This window comes from Holospora undulata HU1 (genome assembly GCF_000388175.3).
In the GTDB taxonomy this organism is placed as follows: Bacteria; Pseudomonadota; Alphaproteobacteria; order Holosporales; family Holosporaceae; genus Holospora; species Holospora undulata_A.
This window is the reverse complement of the sequence record NZ_ARPM03000133.1, coordinates 1-21,072: the sequence shown is the minus strand read 5'-3', so window position 1 is coordinate 21,072 and position 21,072 is coordinate 1. Positions and strand designations below refer to the sequence as shown.

Annotated in this window: 19 protein-coding genes, 1 tRNA gene and 1 other RNA gene; 12 read left to right on the top strand and 9 right to left on the bottom strand. The window is 36.2% G+C overall.

Translation table 11 applies throughout. From position 1 onward, the window contains the following. Positions 1 to 98: 98 nt before the first annotated feature. Positions 99 to 398, top strand: coding sequence for a hypothetical protein (locus tag K737_RS03630; protein WP_024161426.1), 300 nt, complete (start codon positions 99 to 101; stop codon positions 396 to 398). A 161-nt stretch (positions 399 to 559) separates the two neighbouring features. Here the strand turns inward: K737_RS03630 and K737_RS03625 are convergent, their stop codons facing one another. From K737_RS03625 to K737_RS03595, 6 genes are all read right to left on the bottom strand, one after another. After that, positions 560 to 1,438 (bottom strand): glutamate racemase, encoded by an 879-nt coding sequence (locus K737_RS03625; protein ID WP_006288226.1) that lies wholly within the window; start codon positions 1,436 to 1,438, stop codon positions 560 to 562. A gap of 47 nt (positions 1,439 to 1,485) precedes the next feature. Continuing rightward, positions 1,486 to 1,800, bottom strand: a complete 315-nt coding sequence (gene ftsL, locus K737_RS03620; protein ID WP_024161425.1) for a cell division protein FtsL — start codon at positions 1,798 to 1,800, stop codon at positions 1,486 to 1,488. Positions 1,801 to 1,930: 130 nt separating this feature from the next. Next, positions 1,931 to 2,800: a 16S rRNA (cytosine(1402)-N(4))-methyltransferase RsmH gene (gene rsmH, locus K737_RS03615; RefSeq protein ID WP_006288228.1), complete on the bottom strand. Its 870-nt coding sequence runs from the start codon at positions 2,798 to 2,800 to the stop codon at positions 1,931 to 1,933. Between the two features lie 6 nt (positions 2,801 to 2,806). Beyond that, positions 2,807 to 3,256, bottom strand: coding sequence for a division/cell wall cluster transcriptional repressor MraZ (mraZ, locus tag K737_RS03610; RefSeq protein WP_006288229.1), 450 nt, complete (start codon positions 3,254 to 3,256; stop codon positions 2,807 to 2,809). Positions 3,257 to 5,806: 2,550 nt separating this feature from the next. Next, complete coding sequence (locus K737_RS03600; protein ID WP_006288233.1) at positions 5,807 to 6,388, bottom strand: F0F1 ATP synthase subunit delta; 582 nt, start codon at positions 6,386 to 6,388, stop codon at positions 5,807 to 5,809. Between the two features lie 154 nt (positions 6,389 to 6,542). Further along, positions 6,543 to 7,961 carry a glutamate--tRNA ligase gene (locus K737_RS03595; RefSeq protein ID WP_161630428.1) on the bottom strand — a complete coding sequence of 473 codons (1,419 nt, stop codon included), beginning with the start codon at positions 7,959 to 7,961 and terminating at the stop codon, positions 6,543 to 6,545. Between the two features lie 446 nt (positions 7,962 to 8,407). Between K737_RS03595 and K737_RS03590 the strand changes: the two genes are divergently transcribed. The 11 genes from K737_RS03590 to K737_RS03540 all read left to right on the top strand — a co-directional run bounded on the left by K737_RS03590 (position 8,408) and on the right by K737_RS03540 (position 19,511). Further along, the gene (locus K737_RS03590; RefSeq protein WP_023492335.1) at positions 8,408 to 9,466 is read left to right on the top strand and encodes a hypothetical protein; all 1,059 of its coding nucleotides are present in this window, start codon (positions 8,408 to 8,410) and stop codon (positions 9,464 to 9,466) included. A gap of 82 nt (positions 9,467 to 9,548) precedes the next feature. Continuing rightward, positions 9,549 to 9,929, top strand: a transfer-messenger RNA (tmRNA) gene (gene ssrA / locus K737_RS08020). A 16-nt stretch (positions 9,930 to 9,945) separates the two neighbouring features. Beyond that, a complete protein-coding gene (locus K737_RS03580) occupies positions 9,946 to 10,383 on the top strand; it encodes a ClpXP protease specificity-enhancing factor SspB (protein ID WP_006288238.1) in 438 nt (145 codons plus the stop codon). 609 nt (positions 10,384 to 10,992) lie between these two features. After that, on the top strand, positions 10,993 to 11,163 hold the full coding sequence (locus K737_RS11110; protein ID WP_235075681.1) for a hypothetical protein: 171 nt from the start codon (positions 10,993 to 10,995) through the stop codon (positions 11,161 to 11,163). Between the two features lie 447 nt (positions 11,164 to 11,610). Beyond that, positions 11,611 to 11,695, top strand: a tRNA-Leu gene (locus tag K737_RS03570). Between the two features lie 82 nt (positions 11,696 to 11,777). Continuing rightward, complete coding sequence (gene truB / locus K737_RS03565) at positions 11,778 to 12,647, top strand: tRNA pseudouridine(55) synthase TruB (protein WP_200863606.1); 870 nt, start codon at positions 11,778 to 11,780, stop codon at positions 12,645 to 12,647. A gap of 59 nt (positions 12,648 to 12,706) precedes the next feature. After that, positions 12,707 to 12,976 (top strand): 30S ribosomal protein S15, encoded by a 270-nt coding sequence (rpsO, locus tag K737_RS03560; RefSeq protein ID WP_006288243.1) that lies wholly within the window; start codon positions 12,707 to 12,709, stop codon positions 12,974 to 12,976. Then, complete coding sequence (gene pnp, locus K737_RS03555) at positions 12,973 to 15,051, top strand: polyribonucleotide nucleotidyltransferase (RefSeq protein ID WP_006288245.1); 2,079 nt, start codon at positions 12,973 to 12,975, stop codon at positions 15,049 to 15,051. The genes rpsO and pnp overlap by 4 nt, the downstream gene beginning before the upstream one ends. A gap of 12 nt (positions 15,052 to 15,063) precedes the next feature. Continuing rightward, positions 15,064 to 17,253, top strand: coding sequence for an Rne/Rng family ribonuclease (locus K737_RS03550; RefSeq protein ID WP_006288247.1), 2,190 nt, complete (start codon positions 15,064 to 15,066; stop codon positions 17,251 to 17,253). 562 nt (positions 17,254 to 17,815) lie between these two features. Continuing rightward, positions 17,816 to 18,004, top strand: coding sequence for a hypothetical protein (locus K737_RS10360; protein WP_006288249.1), 189 nt, complete (start codon positions 17,816 to 17,818; stop codon positions 18,002 to 18,004). Between the two features lie 229 nt (positions 18,005 to 18,233). Beyond that, positions 18,234 to 19,511: a sodium:proton antiporter gene (locus K737_RS03540; protein ID WP_006288250.1), complete on the top strand. Its 1,278-nt coding sequence runs from the start codon at positions 18,234 to 18,236 to the stop codon at positions 19,509 to 19,511. A gap of 254 nt (positions 19,512 to 19,765) precedes the next feature. Here the strand turns inward: K737_RS03540 and K737_RS03535 are convergent, their stop codons facing one another. The 3 genes from K737_RS03535 to K737_RS03525 form a co-directional block, all read right to left on the bottom strand. Beyond that, entirely contained in the window at positions 19,766 to 19,981 is a 216-nt protein-coding gene (locus K737_RS03535; protein ID WP_023492322.1) for a hypothetical protein, read from the bottom strand. 81 nt (positions 19,982 to 20,062) lie between these two features. Continuing rightward, positions 20,063 to 20,386, bottom strand: coding sequence for a hypothetical protein (locus tag K737_RS03530; protein WP_006288252.1), 324 nt, complete (start codon positions 20,384 to 20,386; stop codon positions 20,063 to 20,065). An 86-nt stretch (positions 20,387 to 20,472) separates the two neighbouring features. After that, entirely contained in the window at positions 20,473 to 20,820 is a 348-nt protein-coding gene (locus tag K737_RS03525; RefSeq protein WP_006288261.1) for a hypothetical protein, read from the bottom strand. Positions 20,821 to 21,072: the final 252 nt, after the last annotated feature.

Here is a 21,072-nt window from a genome sequence, read left to right as displayed (position 1 = left end):
GGTAAAAAGATTAAAGATGCGTACCTTGTCATTTTGCTCAAGATAAAGACCGGGTACTAAACAAACAAAGATGGGATATTGAACGGCTGTTCAGAACTATGAAAACGCAAGGGGTTAACTTTGAAAATACCCCTATGAAAGATTTGGGAAGACTTTCCAAACTTATGACGATTTTATACGCTTCTATAACGGGCCTTACACAAGAAATTGCTTACAAAAAAACAGTCAGAGCGCCTTTCTATTCATCTTTGTATTCATACTTCACAAGGGGACTCAGGTGGATCAAAGATAAACTCTTATTCTTTGATTTCAGCGATCTTTTAAACTACCTGAAAAAAAGTGAGGGGGAGTATGATCATCGCTGCAGAAATAGAAGAAGATTTGGACTTAGATTTTAATCTTATTTTTGCTATCTATACTATGGAGTTAGTTAAGTAACAGTTTACGAAGAATTCTAATAAAGTTCAATTTATTAATGACTTTCACTACGTCAAATCCCTCATTTCAAAAAATATTGAATACGCTTAATTTTAATCCATAAATCTAAACCACAGCACTTTTAACTAACGTCAAAAAAATTTACAGACTTCCAAAGTTTTGTTGGAGAAATATACTCAACCCCAGAACATTTTCCTGAAAAGTGTTTAATAAAGTGTTCTAACTGGGGTGCAAGCGCCCCATTCGTAATTACTCGAATCTGATTTGAATCTATTAAATTTTTTGGCTTTCTTCCTCCTTTACGCTTAAGAGCCCCGCATAGTGCAGAACTGGGATCTAATCTTAAACACTTAGAAGGAAGGCAGGCCTTTAATACTGCATCCATCTCAGAAAAATGCGTACACCCGTAAACAATAGCAGAAGTGTTATAAATATAAGGCAATATTTCTTTAACTGCCTTGTATTTTTCGTCTTCATCTTGGGATTCAATGGCCAATACCCATGAAGGACAAGCCACAACATGAAGAGTCAATCTAGGCATCTTTTGAAGCAAATGAGCTTGATACACGCCACTATCAAGAGTTCGCTGAGTTGTTAAAACTGTAACTTCTGAAATACATTGTTCTGAAACCGCCTCTTGAATTACTGCGTACAAACTTTCTGCCATGCTTATAAAGTAATTTGAAGGCACAATATTGTTGGCTTTTAAACACGTCGTACTGGTATGGCAGGCAGCAACAATTAGAATACATCCTTGTTTTTCTAAAAATTTTACATTGTTTTGAGATAATTGCACAACAGAATCAGAGGATCGCTCTCCATAAGGCATATGATGCAAATCTGCAAAATACACGAAACGTCTGTCGGGCATAGCTCGATATAGGTCTAAAAGTACTTTTATTCCGCCCAATCCGCTGTCATAGATTCCAATAGGATAATCAAGAACATCTTGAAGTTTATCTTGTAACTCTCCCAAAATAAGACAAGAAGAAAAAGACAATGTTGGCTCCTTTTATTGAGTTGATTTAATGATTTTTATTCGTTAACCTAGAAATGAGTCCCAGAAGAGGAATCAGAACCTTGTTTTGCGACAAAGACTGTATTTGGCCACTGTATAACTTGATCTAAATTTAGTTTTCCCCAATGAGACCAATGATGATTAATTAATGCTTCAACTCGCTCAGGACGTGTTAAATAGCACCACTGACTTTGAAGAATAGAAATTTGTTCCTCTAATTGAACGCATTGACTTTGGGCGGTTTGATATTCTCGCTCTAACGCCATGACCTGATATTTTACATGAAATAAAAACATCCCTGACAATGTGGCCATTATAAAGGACGAACATAACACAATTTTCATAAATCCACCTCTTATTAACTGTATTGAACCTGAACAACGATCGTTAGCGCTTCAACACAAAAATTTACTATTTTTATTAAAATTATTCTTGATAACATTTTTTCACAAAAAAACGTAGTGTGTGCTAGATTCATAACAAGGCCTCACACCGTTGCACCCAGCGCAATTTGGCAGAGCGCGATCTGGGATTTTCTTTGATTTCCAAATCAGTAGGAATTATAGGTTTTTTTGAAAATCGATACTGGTCTTTAGAACAAGCTTGAATGGCTCGTTTTACAATGCCGTCTTCTAAAGAATGAAAACTAATCACAATTAAGATACCAAAAGGTGCCAAAGAAGAAATAGCTTTAGGAAGAGTTTGAAACAACACCTCCAGCTCGCGGTTTACGACAATACGCAATGCTTGAAATACACGTGTAGCTGGGTGAAGATCAAATGTTTTTTTTCTGATCCCCAAAGCATTACAAATGCATTGCGCTAAATCTGTAGTGGTTTCTAAAGGTCCTTTATGATTTTTTATGATTTTTGCAAAATAACGTGCGCGACGTTCTTGACCATACGTCCAAAATATATTACTCAATTCTTTTTCTGACGCATTTTTTAATATATCTTTTGCTGTAATTCCTGATTTGCTCATACGCATATCTAGAGGTCCACAAGACCGAAAAGAGAATCCTCTTTCTGGTTGATCTAATTGAGGGGAAGAAACTCCCAAATCTAATATCATCCCGGATATAGGCTCATGAATGTGATGAACAAAATTAGAAAAACAGTCCTGTACCCATAAAATATTTTTATAGAAATTTTGAGATTTTCCCCAATTAATGGCTTCTGGGTCTTGATCAAAAGCAAAAATTTTACTTTCGGGAAAGTGTTTTAGCAAAAGATTTGTGTGTCCCCCCCTTCCAAAAGTTCCATCCACCACTACAGGAAAAGAAGGTATCTCTTTTAATGTTTTTAACAAACAATTAATTTCTTGAAAGAGTACAGGAATGTGCATCTGTCTTTACACCATTGCTCTTAAGCCGTGTTCTTTATTTTTTAAGCGATTTCGAGCTGAGTTTTGATAATCTAAAAATGTAGAAGGATTCCAGAGCTGAAAACTTTTTCCTCTTCCAATAAATGCCACCACATCGGTGATTCCGGCATAAGTACAAAAAAATTCGGGTAATTGCACGCGCCCTTCAGAATCAAAAGGAAGTTGGTGAGAATCTGCAAAAATGCTTGCTGTCCAATCTTCATAATCTTGAGAAAACACGTCCAATTGGTCTAAATCCTGACTAAGCTTTTCCATGCGCGCCATACTAAATCCTTCAATCGCTTGAAGTGTTAAGGAGCGAAATACAACAATTCCCTGAAAAGCTTGCTCACTTAAAACTGCTCTAAAAGAAGCAGGAACCGAAACACGCCCTTTTTTATCGATCTTATTTTGAAAAGTTGATAAAAATAATTGCACTTATTTATAAAATCACACCTTATGACTGTATTAAGCATTGCATGGGAATATCTGGGAGTCAATGGGATAATTTGGGTTTTTTCTCCACAGAGTTATCCACACCCCAAAAACACTCAATTTGTCCTTGGAAATCAAGGGGTTTTTGCAAAAAATAATAAGAGTTATCTACAAAATATCCACACATGGGGACAAGATTATCCAGGCCTCTTAAGGGTTAATTAGCATGCCTTAATGAAAAGTCAATATAAAAACAATCCCCAACGAACGAATGAAAAAATTATACGCGTTCTACCTTGAAATCACTTTTATGACGGCCGTTTAACAAATTTCCTTCCTAATAACTAATATGGACTTTTTAGAAGGTAGAAAGTTTTACTGTTTTACTTGCTTTTACTAAAGTTTGCGCCTAAAGATCTTGCAGATAAAGCTTTCTATTCTTTATAGTAAAAGTCATTTTATTTAGTTGGTATCGTATAAGATAGACTAAAATCATTTTAACAACTTATAAAAAATGAAAATCCTAAAGATTTTATTTATAATGATTAATAAATGCATAATAAAACGTGTTATAAAAGTATACGATTTAGAGATTTCACGAAGCGTTCTACAAAGTGCATAGCATTGCAAGAATTAGAAGAAAACTTACGACGTTTCTATCTGATGATTTTTTATTAATCTTAAAATTGAATACATTGAGAAAGTTAAAAATCTTCCTTCAAATCGGATTCAAACGATCAGATACAAAACAAGAACAGACCAAATTTAAAATATCATTAAAAAAAAATGTTAAAGCAAGAAAAAGACACTAAACATAAAAAAATTCGCCAAACTACTTGAGTTTTACGAAAAATATTGTACACCAAGTTAGGTGCCATTGGAATAAAGCCTAAACATGACTAAGCAAAAATAATATTAAAATTTCATTTTGTTTGTAGAAACATAAAATAATATTTTCTGTTCTAAAAAAATAAAAACAACGCCTCATAAACGATATTCTCAACAGTCCACATAAAATAAATGGTAGTAAAAAGTCATTATGTTTTTTGAAAAATATGTTTGAAGATTTTTTTAAGAAATCTTTTTTCCTCCCCTCCTTCGCTTCTAAAGCATAAGCAAAGCATCTTTTTTGATGAACACTCCATCGTGTTAATCCACTAAGACCAGTCCTTAATTAATTTAATTTTTTCTGTATTTTTTGAAAAGATAATATGCGTTAAAATAAAGTGGGGTAGGGGAAAGGATCCCGAGGAGAAATTTAGCCTTTGGCGATTTCAATCTATTACATAGGCGTTTTTGAAAGCTTATACCCAATCCTATCACTAAATGAACAGAGATACATAAATTTGAGGAAGAGTGTATAATAAATTTATAATGAAAATTATAAGGACAAAGAATAGCCTGTACGTCGAAATTAATAGAAGATTATGTTGTTGAATTCGCACTCCAAAATTTAAAACGGATTGAAAAAGATGCTTTGTTGGGGAGAAAATTGCAGAATTTCAGACTGTAATACTCAGCTAAAAAATACAAGATCAGTAAAATAGCCGAAGTATATAGTTGCGATGCTTCAATATACCCGCTTTCCTCATCTAAATATTCTATTACTCTTTGTCTTAAATCGTTGCTGCAGCTTTTTGTTATTTTCCTTTGATTTTAAGAAAAAATTATACCTAATTCAACCTAAATTACTATACAACTCCGCGCCCTCAACATTTTAAACAAAAAGCAGAACAGGTAGCTGAGTTTAAAAAAATATAAATGAGTTTATAGAAAAGGCGCAGGCCACAAAGGTCGTTTTTTTTGATGAAGCAAGTTTTGGAACTCATTCTAGAAAAGCGCATGGCTGGTTTAGCAATCACTAGGCCTAGGGGGCGATTGTTTGGATATAAATTCTGCAGGGAAGCATTTTAGTGTAATCATGCCGCATGGTGATTCAGCATGTATGAATACATATTTGTCTGAGCTAGTCAAAGTATTTGTGAATGATAAGATAGCATTGATCATGGATCAAGTAGAGTTTATACTTTCCCCTTATTCACCTGATTTACCCCCTGTAGAGAAGTTGTTTCTACATATCAAGTAAAACATCCTGAATACTTAGATGTGCGCGAAAATAGAAAATCTTGAAAGTAAGTTATACCAATTAATGCTGGCGCTACTTGATGTTGCGGTGCGTTCAATTTGTAATGCACCCAACCTGTCCATTAAGTAATGGAATTTTGTATGAGGCAATGACTCTCTCCTAAAAAGAACCGTTTTGGGCTTCATAATTATGAAAAATATCTTTAAATTCCGTCATTTGATCAAGAATTTCTTCGCTAAACTGAAAGCAATGCAAAGCTATTGCCCCGCGCTATGATAACGTCCGTAAATTTTCTAGGCGCTATTCACTTGGTTTCAATTGTCTCTTGGCTTAATTTAGGACACAGCCTAATTCTAAAGAGTTAGAAATGGCATTTGAGTGACTTTTTCAAGATATCTAACAAGTAAACAAAAAATCAATAACCTTAAACAACCGTTATTTTTCTCCAAAGATGGCCTAATAACTATTTAAAAAAAAGATTTTGGAAGCTCAAAATTCAAATCTTTTGCCATGGTGCGTTCTATAATACGCAATTTTGGAGCTAAGGAAAAATCGATAAGTATGTTACGCCATATAATCATGCTTCCTAAAATAAGGTCCACATTCATAAATTGATGAATGCGAACGTTCACGTGGTGGTGCACTTTAAACCATTCAACAAACCAAGAAATAACATGCTCTGGCAGAACAACAGCTGTTGTAACGTAAACGTTTTCTATTTCTTGCTTTCTATCTTCTAGGTAAGCCAATAAATCCCACAAAAAACTCATCCTATGTTCTTTGTAAAGAAGATAGAGCAATTTTTCTGTAACAGAGCTCCACGGACCAGTGCTTTTTCTACATTGTTCTAAAATACCTTCGCCAATCTGTTTCAAAGATGGAACGGCGCATAATAGTCTCCACAAAACCTGCTTTTCATGAAACCAAATTCTTACCGAAGCAAGTTCTTCAATCACCGTATCCAATAAAGGTTGAGACGCACCAAGCAAAACCTCCCCATATCGTCGACAAACTTTGGAAAAAAATCTCGGTTTTGCAAAATGATTCATCTGGTCTTTAACGTAAATATTTTACCGCAAAATTTTACCACAACTTTCCTTAATTTACTAGGCCATACAGAAAAAATTTAACAAAACAAAAAGTATACTTTCCTTCACTTTAGAAATAAGACTATTACACTTTTTTTATTTCACTTTTTTTATTTTAAAATTTACGCTCTGTTTTTTCTAAGATCTCTCTAGAAAATGATTTTAACCTATGCTCAATACAAAGGCCCCCTATTAAAGGAAAAATTTGAATCATAGGGGGGCCTTTGGCTTTTCCTGTTAGAATCCAACGCAAAGAGTTACAAACCTCAAACGATTTAACGGAAAATTGCTGTGCAAGAAGTTTCGTCCAATTTTTCCATAATTCCTTCCAACATATTTCTTGCTGAGCAGAGGCAATGGGGTTAAAAACCTGGTTCCATTGAAATAATGCAGCTTCTAAATACAAAGGATTTTGAAGCAAATTTTCCCAAGAATTTTCCGTATTTCCCTGTTTAGCATGCCAGTGCGGACCAAAAACTTTATCCCAAGCTTGAATATCCAAAAAAGAATAAATATTTGGAGCAATACACTGCCAATGCGCTTTTGTCAAATTTTTACAAGGGAAATCAAGTAAATAAGGCTGGAGAGATTCCCAAGATAGCGCGGAAAAATAATGATTGGATGCGCTCCAAATGGTTTCAAGGTCAAAGCGAACCTGGGAAGCTTTTGAATAAGAATCCCAAGAGAAATTTGATACTCTTTCTTCAAAAGTCTTTGTTAATTCAGAATTCTCACAAGATAAATTTAGCAGAACTTGACAAATACTTTCAGGAAATATTCCGGCAGCTCTCCAATCTTGGATTCCGCTTCCTTTTTCACGCTTTGAAAATTTTTCTCCGGTGTGCTGTTGTAAAAGAGGTAAATGAATAAACGTAGGACATTCTTTTTTCAGCGCTTCAAATATTTGACACTGGATGGCTGTATTCACATAATGATCCATTCCGCGAATTACATGGGTTATTGGATATTGGGGATCTTGATCATCTAGTACACTGGTCAGCAGATAGCTTAAGCTTCTGTCTTCTCGAATCACAATAGGGTCACTGATGTGAGAAGTGTCATAATGACACTCTCCTTGCAAGGCATCGTTCCAAAAGATTTTTTCTTTTCTAAGGGAAAAGCGCCAATGTTTTGGACGAGTATTGTCAATTCGACGCTTTTCTTTATCAAAAACAGGAGCGTGATGATTTAAGCGAAGACTAGCTCTTTGCGCTTCTAATTCTTGAGCAGTCTCGCAACACGGATATAAATACCCGTTATGTTTCAGAGATTCGATATAAGGAGTATAAAACTCTTCCCTGTCTGATTGAGAAAAAGAAACATCCCAATCTATCCCTAGCCACTGAAGATCTTTTTTCAAAGATTCAGTATAAAAAGGTTTAGAACGCTCTTTATCTGTATCATCAATGCGTAAAATAAAAGTCCCTCCATGTTTTCGAGCAAAAACCCAGTTAAATAACGCAATCCTGGCATTTCCTAAATGCAAAAACCCTGTAGGACTTGGCGCAAACCTTACTATAGGGGAAAATTTCATAAAAACTTCAAACTCCATCATTGCGCTTATCATAAACGTTGGTTTGGCTTTTCGTCAAGTCTAAAGAAGAAAGCGTGGGGTGGAAAGGAAAAAGTTCTAAGTGGTATTGCATAAAATTTTTGATGGCTAGTTTTAATAAAAGTTTTTAGTTGAAGCAATTTGTCAAACGATAAAATACTGACCACATCTAAAAAAGATAGTGCTATCACATTTCAATATTTATTTTATTTGCAATTATTGTTTTGGCTAATAAAAAAACTTTTTTATTGGATTTGAAAAAAAATGAAATGAATTAGTCTAACAGAAGTCATTGTTCTTATTCCATGTTTGAAATTAATCAGGTGATGCTTTTTAACCTCATTTTTTTGAATATTCGTCTTTAACGGAGTTAACTGTACAGAACTAAACGATTTATGAATAATTAAAAAAAAAAATTAAGGAGAGTTATGAGAGTGTTTTTTTTATCTGGAGATTTTAAAGACATTTCAGTAACGCGGCTTTTATTTGGAAGAGTTGTGTCCAAGGAAGTGTTTTTGTTCTGGAGAGAGTTTTTTTTGAACGCAAAAATATGTAAAAAAGAGATAAAAAGGAAATTTTTTTTTGAGTGCTCCACGATTTTCCAAAATTTAACAAACTTTTCAAAAATTTTTATTTTTTCTATTCTTGCTTTTGATCCTCAAATAGCCTATTGCGTTAAAAATTTTTGCGTTCCCTGTGCTCGAGAGGGCGGGTTTATGGGGCTAAATTTGGGGTATTGTTCTGGTGCTTTTAACAATTGTCCAACTCAAGGCATAGGGAGCGAACTGGCTGCGATAGATATTGAAATTCCCAAAGGTCCCATGGGAGTTGGGTATATCTGCCCAGACGAGCTCCAAGATGGGTTTTCTCAGAATGGTTTTATGGCAGGTATAGAAATGGGCTATGATTTCAAAGTTTCAGGCAAGCCTGGAAAGGGGTGGATGTTAGGATACTTTTTGAATGGCTCATTAAGCACAACAATAGGAAAATTTTCGTTCCCAGGAAGTTACTATTATCCTGTTGAGGATGAAGATACTGTTCCAACGCAGGTGAATTTTGAAGAAAAGTTACTTGTAAAAAACAAGGGATTTTTAAGCACTGGGCTTCGATTTGGTCCCCTTGTTCAACGTGCGTTTTTTTATGCGAAGTCTGGATTTATGATGACGCGTACGGGAATTAGTCTTGAAAGAAGCAGCTTAACTCGTCTTGTAGTGCCTTCTAGAGTATATTGGTTTAAAGGAGTGGTTCTTGGAGTCGGGGCGGATTTTCAAGTAAGTTCTGTGTTTGTAATGGGAATAGATATTACTGCGAATATATGCGGTAGAAAAAAGGCTACAGTTGCATTTTCCGATTTGGGAGGGGCTATTTTTGTGAATCTTCGTCCAGTGTATACTCAGGTGTTGCTGACGCTAAAGTATAAGTTTCCTTTAAGAGCTCGCTTAAATAAGCCTTCTTCAGTTTCTTCTGTATATCGTCCATCTTGGTGATCAAGGGGGTTAAAATTTTGAAAGGACTTCTGATTTATAGGTGTGAGATTTTTTTCAGTAATTCTTCATTCAACACCTAACCTCTATTGCCCTAAAATAAAAAATATGCTAGAGTAAAAAAGCCATTTGGCTATAACGATAAACACTATAGAAAGTAAGCGTTGCGGACCCGGGGGCAGAGCCCGGCGCCTCCACCTTAAAAGATGGGTATTCTTTTTATGTGGGGGCGAATTAGGATCGACGTGCGTTGAACTGTATAGCTTTCGTTCACCATGGTACCAGTGTTTCGGGCCAAAAACATAAATGCGAACTTTAACAACGCATTTGGCAAAGTATCCATAAAGAACGTTGCAAACAGCGGTCTTTCGGGTCGTGTAGGGTATGCTGTAGCAGCTTAGAGCGCTCCAGTAGACTAACACTAAGTCAGCGGTTTTGGGAGCGCCGGGCAACAAAAAGCTCCCAAGATTGGGGGAGGAAAAATGCAATATCATCTATGGGTTGAAGAAGGAAAGTACAGCGTTGTTCGAAGGGCTCTTCAATTTCTTGCAAAAAAGACAGAAACACAACCTCAACTTTATTTTACTTTTGATCCTAGAGTCTCTGGTGTTCAGATGGATAAAACTTTGCGTGTTAGGTATGCAGAGGAGATGACTATTTTGTTACATGATCAGTTTTGGAATTTAAGAATTAAGGAAGATCTTTTTTCTGTAGAGCTAGCTTTCGACGAACATAAGCATTTGATCGTTGTACCTTTTAAAGCATTGCGGTCTTTTATTGATCCAGATGCAAAATTTGCTCTTCAATTTTATCCTGCTCAAGAAGAGACTTTGGTGCATTCGGACTCTGACCAAGAAAAAAACTCTAAGGTCATTATTTTGGATCGTTTTAGAAAAAATCTTTCTGAATCCTCTGATTAGTGTACTGGTTGTCAGACATGAAAAAAGCGCTCTATGAAAGAGGAATGCTTTTGGAGACATTAAAAACGGATAGAGTATTTGAGTACCAAATTGTTTTTTTGCGTGAACCTTATTAAAAATGTTTTAGTGTTGGTTGCTTTTTCAAATGGGGTGATGGAAAGGAGTAAATCAAAGGTTGGTTTGGGCCAGATTTTTTTGAGTATTACTAAATTTTTTTAGACGTTAATTTTTTTATTTTTAAAAAGAAGACAAATTTGAATTTAGGTAGGCGGCGTCCTCAATTAAGCCAAACGACAAGTGAAGCCAAGTAGATAGTGCCCAAAAATTTTACAAATGTTTTGTCATAGTGCTTAGAAATGGTGCGGTATTGCTTTCAGTTTAGCGAAGAAATTTTTGATCAAATGACGGAATTGAAAGATCAGTACATAATATTTGAAGCCATCAAACGATTCTTTTTAGGGGAGATTGCGGCCTCGCTCTCCTTTTCTTTGAGTTTTGCCTCCTCCTTTCATTGGCATCATACGCTTTATCGGCAAGCACCGCAATTAGCCTTCACGAGGTGATCAACGCATCGGCGTCTTCCAAATTATGGGGCTGACCTTTTGTAAAGTGAAAAGTGATGGGATTGCGTTGGGCATCACAGATTTCCTGGATCTCAGCGCTTACCCGTCCAATAGCTTGTTTTTCATCTTTTTTAGTTTCTGCGCTGTGTTAGTGGGCGCGTACAATCGTGGAATCGATCATCGCGTACTCGTTTTGGCGTCTTTTGCCAGCGCCTAAAAGACTCTTTTTTATACTCCCTTTTGGCTATACCTCGTAAAGTGGATGGATAGCTTTAAAATCGCCACACCTCTCCGGCCACGAAATTCCTGCACGGTACCGATATAAAACAGCCTCCACAAACAGTATCAGACTTCTTACTATTGGTTGTATTCTCTAGCAGTCCTAATTATTTGTATTAAGGAGGGCAGGGGAAAGATTTTATTATACTGTGATACCAAGACAGAGACATTCAATGCTATTTTCAGGCTCGATGATAAAATTTTAATTTTGAAGCAAAAAAATGTCAGTGCAAATCAGAGCTGAAGTGATAAAAAAATTCCAAACTTTGTCTTACTACTAGAATTATTATTACTCTTAATCAAACTAAAAAATGTAGCACTAAGCAGATATCAATTTTTTACCGTCTTGACTATGAAAAACTCTCATGGCATAATTATGCTCGATCCCCTGGTGGCGAAACTGGTTAGACGCGGTAGACTCAAAATCTACTGCCTGTACGGGCATGAGAGTTCGACTCTCTCCTAGGGGACGCGAGATTTTTTGTTTTTACATTAAACGAGTTCTTATACAGTTTTTGGGTAAAGAGTTAAGAGATGAGCAAACACGGTTGGGTGAACGTTTGGAAGCACCCTGGTACTGTATGTACGCGTATTGATCGTTCCATTAAGCGATGGCTTGAGAGTAATGTAAAAGTTGGACATGCAGGAACGTTAGATCCTTTTGCAGAAGGGGTTCTTCCGGTAGCTTTTGGTTGTGCCACACGTCTTATTCCTTTTATTTTGAGGTTTCCGAAAACTTATCGTTTTACTTGTGTCTGGGGAACAGCCACGGATACTCAAGATCCCACTGGAGTTGTTATTGGTGAATCTTCGGTGCGCCCCACTTATGAGGCGGTAGAAAAAGTATTGCCTAGTTTTATTGGTTCTTCTCTTCAAAAACCTTCTTTGTATTCTGCAGTTAAGGTTAATGGAACTCCCGCTTATGCTTTGGCTCGCAAGGGGTGTACCTTCGATCTTCCTTCAAAGCTTATCACAATTCATAGCCTTAGTTTACTGACATTGTGTTCAGATTACGATGGAAAAAGTATTGAAATTGAAATGTCGTGTGCTAGCGGAACCTATGTACGAGCGTTTGCCAGAGATTTAGCGGAAAATCTGGGAACTCTTGCTTACGTGTCCAAGTTGGTTCGAACCTCTGTAGGGCCTTTTTCTCAGGAAACAGCAATAGGTGTTGATGAGTTAACGCAAAAATGCTACCACGAGGCGTTGAATTGGGTTTGTCCTATAATTTACGGATTAGAGTTTCCAGTAATAGATGTGAATCAAGCACAAAAGACACAACTGTGGAATGGGCTTCCTCTTTCTTTAAATTTACCGTTTTTTTCTGATTTTTGGATTTGTAAATATCAAGAAAAGATGATATGTTTAGCTAAAGAGAAGGCAGGAAGCCTTGTTCCGTATCGTTGTTTTGTGGATATGTAATACTGGTATTAAGGAAGTTTGCAAAAAGATATTTTTTAAGTTAATAGGGGGTATAATTAATGGCTTTGTCTTATGAAAAGAAGAAAAAAATTATAGAAGCTTTTGAAAAAAAAGCTGGGGATACGGGGTGTCCAGAGGTACAGATTGCACTATGTACTGCTAGAATTTTTGAAATTTCTGAACACTTAAAGCAGCATAAAAATGATGTAAGCAGTCGTCGCGGTCTTGAAGGGCAACGCAGCTCTAGAAGACGTTTGTTGGACTATTTAAAGAAAGAAGATGAAGCGCGATATAAAGCTGTTCTTTCGGCCTTGGAGTTGCGTCGGTGATAACGGAATCCCCTTTTTTTAATATTGTTTCAAAAGAGATAGAGTGGGCGGGTGCTCCTCTTACGTTGGAAGTTGGGCGTATTGCCCGACGTGCCTTGGGAGCAGTAACAGTTTATCATAGAGATACCGTCATATTGTGTACGGTGTGTGCAGGAAAGGAGGTATCTTTTGGAGGAGGGGTTCCGCTTTCTGTATACTATCAAGAAAAATTTTCTTCAGCAGGACGTATTCCTGGTGGATTTGTTAAGCGTGAAGGTAAGCCTTCCGAGTATGAGACCTTAGTTTCTAGGTACATCGATCGCATGTTAAGGCCTTCTTTTTTAAAGGGCTTTTCTCATGAGGTGCAGGTTGTGTGCACGGTGCTTAGCTATGATACGGAAACAGATCCTGGAGTATTGTCTATGATAGGTGCTTCTGCTGCAGTGGCAATTTCTGGGCTGCCTATACAAGAAATTTCTTCAGGAGTTCGTGTTGGGTACAAAAATGGACAATTCACACTGAATACTCCTAACGAAAATTTCGATGTGTTAATGGGGGCAACGCCTTCTGGTCCTTCTATGATAGAATGTCAAGCGACTTCGTGCACAGAAGAGTTTATTTTAGAAGCTTTGAGATTTGGGCATCAAGCACTTCATCCTGTTTTTGAGGGGATTCATTGGCTTAAAGATAATGTAAAATCTCCTCATCATTCTCACAAATCTTCAAAACCTGAGGAATTTGATTTTCCAAACGAACTTCAAGAAGAGCTAGATAATGCGTGTCAGGTGATATTGCCTGAAGGTCGTCATCTTCATCTTGAAAAAATTTTGTCTGCTTGGAAAACGCTGTGTGAAGAGCATGGAAAAATCTCTTTAGAGCATGCCGAGAGTTATTTTTATGAAAAATGGAAAAAAACTGCACGAACTTATATTATCGAAAAACAAAAACGCCTAGATGGAAGACGGTGGGATGAAATTCGACCGATTTTTTGTGAAGTTGGTTTGTTGCCAAGGTGTCATGGAAGTGCTTTGTTTACACGAGGTCATACCCAGGCTTTAGTAACGGTTACATTAGGAAGTCGTCAAGACGACAGTCAGATGATAGAGCGTCTTTCTGGGATAGAGCGAGAGTATTTCATGCTTCACTATAGCTTTCCTCCTTACGCGGTTGGTGAGGTTGGAAAAATGTTTGCTCCAGGACGAAGGGAGATCGGTCACGGACGTTTGGCACAAAAAGCTCTTGTGAATTTGCTTCCTAAAGATTTGAGTTGCACTGTGCGTCTTGCATCAGAGATCACTGAATCTTACGGGTCTTCGTCTATGGCAACTGTTTGCGGTGCTTCTATTGCTTTAATGGATGCGGGAATTCGGTTAAAGGCACCTGTGGCAGGAATTGCTATGGGATTGATTTCTAAAAATTCTTCCGTAGAAGAAGACGTTGTTTTGTGGGATATTTCTGGAACTGAAGATTTTCTAGGAGATATGGATTTTAAAGTTGCAGGTACCGAACAAGGGATTACAGCGCTTCAAGTAGATCTAAAAATCAATACATTAAGTTTTGGCGTTATAGAGCGAACGTTGGCTCAAGCAAAAATAGGTCGCCTACACATTTTAAAAACTATGGAAGAGCAAACAATTAGTGTTCCAAGGGACAGTGTAAGCATTTACGCTCCTCGGGTGAGTCGTATTAAAATTCCCGTAGATAAAATTAGGGACCTTGTGGGACCTGGAGGAAAAAACATCAAGCATCTGTGCGATATTAGTCAATCCAAGATTGATATCGGTGAAGATGGTCAGGTAAGTATTTTTTCTTATCGTGCTGAAGATGCCGAGTGCGCCTTAAAAGCTATAAAAAATTTAACTCAAGGGCCGATAGTGGGCAACGTTTACGACGGTGTTGTTAAGAAGTTACTAGATTTTGGTGCTTTTGTAAATTTTGGATTTCCTCAAGATGGATTGGTCCATGTTACTGAGATTTTAGCAGGAAAACGATTAACGCATCCTTCTGAGCAGCTTAAAGAAGGTCAATCCGTGCAAGTGCGCGTGCTGGATATAGATAAAAGTGGAAAGGTGCAGTTAAGCATCCGTCAAGCCTAGTGTGGTAAAGTAATGAAAGAAAGTTATTTAAAAAAAGCACTTCTTATTGATAGATCTTTTAACGGTGAAGAAACGCGAGTAGCAGTTGTTAAGGACGGAATTTTAGAAGAATTCGATCATGAAATTTCTTTTAAACGTTTAAAAAAAGGAAATGTATATTTGGCGCAAGTAACTCGGGTAGAAGCAGCTTTACAGGCTGCTTTTTTAGAGTTTGGAGATAAAAAACAAGGATTTTTAGCGTTTTCAGAAATCCATCCAGGATACTATCAGCACAAAGGATCATCAGAAAACAAAAATGGAACAGAAGAAGTAAACAATTCAAACGGAACAGAACTGCAAGAGGGATCAGAAAATTCAGACTCGTTATTAAAAAAACCAGTACAAGAGGAAGCAGATGGAATAAAAGCTCCTCGCCCTAAACCCTTCACGTTACGTATTCAAGACGTCATAAAAAAGGGACAGATTATGTTGGTGCAGGTAGTCAAAGACGCTCGGGGCAATAAAGGAGCCGCTCTAACAACATATCTTTCTTTTGCTGGGCGTTTTGTTGTATTTATGCCAAATAGTCCAGGAGAAGTTAAAGTATCTAGAAAGATCACTGATAAAGTTGAGCGTAAGCATTTGACAGAAATGTCTGAAAATCTAGAAATCTCAGAAGGAATGAGTGTTATTTTGCGTACTGCCGGGTTGGGGCGTACTGAAAAAGAACTTAAGCGAGATTATGATCGATTGATTCGAGTATGGAAAAAAATAGAAGAGTTATCAAAAAATGCCAAAGAAGTTCCTGCGTTGTTATGCGAAGAAAATGATTTAATTTACCGTGCCTTTCGGGATTTTTATAGTAACGATATTGAAGAAATCTGGGTAGATGACAAAGAAAGTTTTAAAAAAGCTCAAAGTATCATGAAGATTTTTATGCCTGCACACAGAAAGCGAGTTAAGTTGTATCAAGAAACAGAGTGTACACTGTTTGAAAAATATGCATTGGAAGATATGATCAGCAATTTGTATCAGCCTCATGTTGCACTTCCTTCTGGGGGATATTTGATTATCAATCAAACTGAAGCGCTTGTTTCCATCGATGTGAATTCAGGAAAATCTATCAGAGAGCGTGCCATGGAAGAAACTGCATTAAAAACTAATTTAGAGGCAGCTCAAGCGATTGGAAGACAGTTAAGACTAAGAGATTTATCTGGATTAATCGTTATTGATTTTATCGATATGCCCTTGCATCGGTATGGGCAAGTAGAAAAATTTTTAGAAGAGGCATTAAAAGCAGATAGGGCACGTATCCAGTTGGGAAAAATTAGCCAGTTTGGATTATTAGAAATGTCTCGTCAAAGACTACGGCAGGGCTTGTTTGAAAGCATTTCAAAACCGTGTCATTTATGTCATGGCAATGGATATATTTTGTCAGATAACGCTTTAGCGATGAGAGTATTAAGAAATATGGCGCGTCAAGCGTCTCTTGCGTCTTCTTCTAGTCAGTTAACGGTAGAAGTTTCTATGGAAATCGGACATGTTCTTATTAATCAGTACCGAAGATACATAACAGAATTAGAAAACAATATGGGCATTTCTATAAATTTACAGATGCAGTCAGAAAGAAAATTCGATTCTGTTGATATGTGTATCACGCCAAAACTTAATGAAGTCTCTCTTTTGGCTTCTGGTTCTTGTGAAATTTCAGATACGGAAAAAGTAGAAGAAAAATCAAAAGAACCTCTTTTTCTTTCAGCAGATGGGGAAAATACTGAAAAAGTAGAAAAAGAAAACAAAAAAGTTGAACTCCCTTTACAAGATAGTGTAGATTCTGAAGGTTCTGTTGCTGTTTTGGAGCCCACTCTTGAAAAGATACGTTCCGTTAAAAAAACTAAAAGGTTTTGTCGTAAAAAATCTGTTCCGCAGGACCTAAAAATAAAAGAAAAAGTGAGCATCGAAGAAAGTTCTTCTGTGAATATTCCTAGTGAAGAGGGGCTTGAGCAGTTTACACCTGCTTCCCAAGACGATTTGACATTAACCGCTGTTGATCAGTCTGATTGCAGCGCTGAGAAAAGTGAAGTGAAGCAAGAAAACGCAAATCCTGGGTTAATGGAAATGGCAAAAGCATTGGAAGTAAAAGCATTAAAGCGACGTTATCGTCGTCGTCGTATTTTCTTGAAGGAAAAAGTTTCAGAAGTTAATGGGGGAGAGTATTCTTGAGTATCCCAGTATAAAATAATTTTTTCAAATAAAGACTAAAAAATGCTTAAATATTTTGATATTGTAAGCATTTTTTTTTGTGACAAATTATGTTGGATGCAGGATAATTTTATAGCTATGCCGTGTCCTCAATTAAGCCAAAGGGCGATTGAAGCCAAGTGAATAGAGCCAAGAAAATTTACGGACGTTTTGTCATAGCGCGGGACAATGGTGCGGTATACTTTGAGTTTAGAAAAAAAATCTTGATCAAATGACGGGATGTATAAAGATATAGAATACACAACATAAAATAGTTATGGTAAGTTATTTATAAACAATTTCAAGTTGGCATTGGTACTGTTATAAAGTGGGGTAAAAAAACAGAGTCCCAATTGACCAGAAATACCCTTTTCACAAGATGTTAAGAACTTTCCAGATTCCTACTGAGCGAGCAAAATTCCTGAATGGCAGTAAAAAAGATAGGATTGGATATTCTTAGAAGGTCAGGATTTGAAGCTTTTAACTAAATATATTTTTTGTTAGCAATTGGCAAAGGAAGTCTTTTAAAAGTTTCTAAAAATGATTGTATGTAAATTTTTTGAATGTTCTGATTGCTTTAAAAGCGGTTTTGTTCGAGGGGAAAAGCGGTACAAATGTAAAAAATGTGGAAAAAATTTCACGAGGTGTGCCTAAAAAAGACAAGCTCCAAGCCTTCGTTTTATACGCAAGCGGTTTTATGGCGCTCATGACTGGGGGAGAACAAATCCCATAGGCGCTTTAATTGGCAAAGCTATAATTGCAATTGGTTTAATATCTGGCTTACAAAGGGGGTTACATCTTGGGTGCAGCAGATTTTATTACCAAACCTTCTAAAAGAAAGCGGTAGTGTTATGGGTTAAGTACTAAGAAATTTTAATTTTTCTCTTTTTAGACTAAACATCGTTTACACCAAAGAAAAAATTTTATATTCTTGTAGTTCCAGGTTAACTAAGTACTAGGTTGTGCAAGATCTTTTGTGCTGGGGAATTTTAAGCTCTCCCTTTTGTGTTTTGTTGGGTGTTATGGCGTTTTTGCCTCAATTGGCCAAAAAGCAATGGGAATGTCATTACCAAAAATACATTTTGAGTTTGGTGGTACTAACGGTGGGAGCAGCCCATTTTATTAATACAAAGCTTATAATAAACTTTTTAGAAGCTTTTTATTCAGAATATCTTCCTTTTATTTTGTTCCTTGGGTGTTTGTACGGTTTTTCATGTGGTATTCATGTTAATATTTTTGCTCCTCCTTTACCAAAATGGAATACTCTAAGTCTTTTTTTCGGGATATTTACGGCATCGATATTGGGGACTACAGGGGCTTGTGTTATTTGGACTCATGCTATTTTGCAATTAAATCTGCATCGTCGGTATAAAGTGCATACTATGATTTTTTTGATTTTTTGTGTAGCTAACGTAGGAGGAATTTTTTCTTCTCTGGGAGATCCCCCACTTCTTTTGGGTTTTCTAAAAGGTGTTCCTTTTTTTTGGGCAAGTCAGCATTTAACACGGGCAGGTCTGTGTGTTTCAGGGATGTTACTGGGGGTGTATTACCTGATAGACAAAAAAATTTATCGTCGGGAAAATCTTTCTTTAAGTTCACCATCTTTTTCTATCCAGGTAAAAGGTTGGGAGTATATTTTTTCCTTAATTTTTTTAATATCTGTAGTGGTGTTGATTCAAAAATATAGTACTCAGGTATGGAAAATTTTTTCAGGAGCTTTGGTTATTCACAGCGCAGATGTGTACCGAATTTTTGTTTTGGGAATCACGTTGTGTGGCATTCAGTACAAAAGAAAAAATTTACCCCGCTTTTCATCTCACGTATTAAAAGAGCTCAGCTGGACTTTTTTCGGTCTCTTCATGTGCGTAGTTCCAGTTGTTCATTGGCTTAGTACTTCTGGAGCGTGCTCAAGTATTGGAATTCAAGACAACCCAAAAGTACTTTTTTGGACTTCTGGATTTTTTTCTTCTTTTTTAGATAACGCTCCTACCTATGTACTGTTTGTAGAAATTGCTGGAGGATTTAAAAACATAACCAATATACAGTTAAAACATATCGCTTTTGGAACAGTAATGATGGGAGCCATGACATATATTGGAAACGCACCTAATTTACTGGTAAAAAGCATAGCAGAGCATCAAGGGGTTTCTATGCCTTCCTATATTTCGTATATGAAATGGTCTTTTCTTATTTTGTTCCCAATTTTGTTTATTTTGATTCATTTTATACCGAATTCTTAATTGTTTTTTGAAACTGTACAAAAAATGTTATTGGTCTGTTTCTTTCATATTAATTTTCCTTACAGAATTGGCTCAGGCCTCAAGGACTTTCCTCTAGCGTACACAATATAAAATAGAAATAGTTATAAATTGTAGTCATGAAAAAGGGGGCGCTGTACATTGCCTTATGAAAAGACGTTATCCAAGAAGAGTATACTTTTAGGCTGTTTTTGGAAGGAGATCTTGAATTACCCAAGCATTCAAAAACAGCTGCGTTAAGAGTAGTTTGAAACAAACTCACAGGAAGAAATCCCCCAATCGTGGACACCGAAACAAAAAAGCCCCCCTTGAGTTTTTGGCAGACCACAAGTAAATCCGCTTTCGTCAATAAAAATGATAGAGCAGCCTAAAAGTCTTATACTCGAAAGTTTTTTCGAAAACGTGGATCGTTTTTCTGCGTGGAAGGATTCAAGGCTTTTTTTATGGCTCATTCCAAGGGAATACAAATACTACAGAAAATTTAGCTTAAATTATAACCATTTCATATTGATGTGTGCTATAATAATTTTTTTTTATTTTTTCAGAAGACTTATTGTCTTTTGTTGAATTTCAGAGATCGAATCAAGAATCTCTTTTCGTTGAAAATCATATAGATAATCAAAACTTGGACCATATTTTCCGTCGTTAGAAACATTATTCCAATTATCTAAACATTCTGATGGAGGAGGAATTTTCACCTTTGAATCATTAAGTTGACGCACAGATTCCACGGAGACACAAAATACTTTTTCAAAAATTTGTTTTTTTAACAGTCCAGATTCAGGAGGAGGAAAAGAAAAATTTTTCAAATTTGGCTGAAATTTTGGAGCAATAGAATTGGTTGAAGTGTTCGTCAATCTATAATTTTCAAATTTTTTTGGTCTGTATAAAACGAAATTTTTAAAATCTTCAAAATATTTTTCTAATGACTGTATTTGATAGTTTAGAATTTTGGAACTATCCTCATTTTTTTCGTAGGCAGAGAAGTCAGTTTTTTCTCTTGAGTTAAATTATTTCCTAATAACACTTGCTCTGATACCTTTGAAACAAATTCAGCGATTTCACTCATACCTGCATAAGCTTTAACTTGAGGCATAAATCGTTCTATCTTATCAACAAGAGAAGATATAGAAGATTTTATTAGATTAAACGGAACTTGATTTTTGAAGGAAGAACCTTCGGGATCAAAAACTTTTATATCTTTAATATTCGAAGGATCTTTATACCTTAAACTTTTTAAGCATACAGAAAAAATTTGAGCTTTAGTTGTTTCAGAAAAAATTTTTCTCAATTCAGAAAAATCGATATCCTCACGCTCAGATAACTCTATTGCTTTGTCAAGATCAGCAGCAAAAGATTTTTTAAATTTTTCTGTTTCTTCGAATGATACAGATTGAAGAACCTCTTGAGATAAGCGTTCTGAATTTGTAGCAACACCGTTTAAAAATCTTTGCTTTTCTTGGATTTATGCCATCTTGCTTCATCCATGATCAACGCAATTTTATTAGACGGATACTTCTTTACACGCTCAGATAAAAATACA

Bases quoted from the DNA above. Each gene is read 5' to 3' on its own strand.
- K737_RS03630 (WP_024161426.1), top strand. From the start codon at position 99: ATGAAAACGCAAGGGGTTAACTTTGAAAATACCCCTATGAAAGATTTG.
- ftsL (WP_024161425.1), bottom strand. From the start codon at position 1,800: ATGAAAATTGTGTTATGTTCGTCCTTTATAATGGCCACATTGTCAGGG.
- rsmH (WP_006288228.1), bottom strand. From the start codon at position 2,800: ATGCACATTCCTGTACTCTTTCAAGAAATTAATTGTTTGTTAAAAACA.
- K737_RS03600 (WP_006288233.1), bottom strand. From the start codon at position 6,388: ATGAATCATTTTGCAAAACCGAGATTTTTTTCCAAAGTTTGTCGACGA.
- K737_RS03595 (WP_161630428.1), bottom strand. From the start codon at position 7,961: ATGAAATTTTCCCCTATAGTAAGGTTTGCGCCAAGTCCTACAGGGTTT.
- K737_RS03590 (WP_023492335.1), top strand. From the start codon at position 8,408: ATGAGAGTGTTTTTTTTATCTGGAGATTTTAAAGACATTTCAGTAACG.
- K737_RS03580 (WP_006288238.1), top strand. From the start codon at position 9,946: ATGCAATATCATCTATGGGTTGAAGAAGGAAAGTACAGCGTTGTTCGA.
- rpsO (WP_006288243.1), top strand. From the start codon at position 12,707: ATGGCTTTGTCTTATGAAAAGAAGAAAAAAATTATAGAAGCTTTTGAA.
- K737_RS03550 (WP_006288247.1), top strand. From the start codon at position 15,064: ATGAAAGAAAGTTATTTAAAAAAAGCACTTCTTATTGATAGATCTTTT.
- K737_RS03535 (WP_023492322.1), bottom strand. From the start codon at position 19,981: ATGAGCCATAAAAAAAGCCTTGAATCCTTCCACGCAGAAAAACGATCC.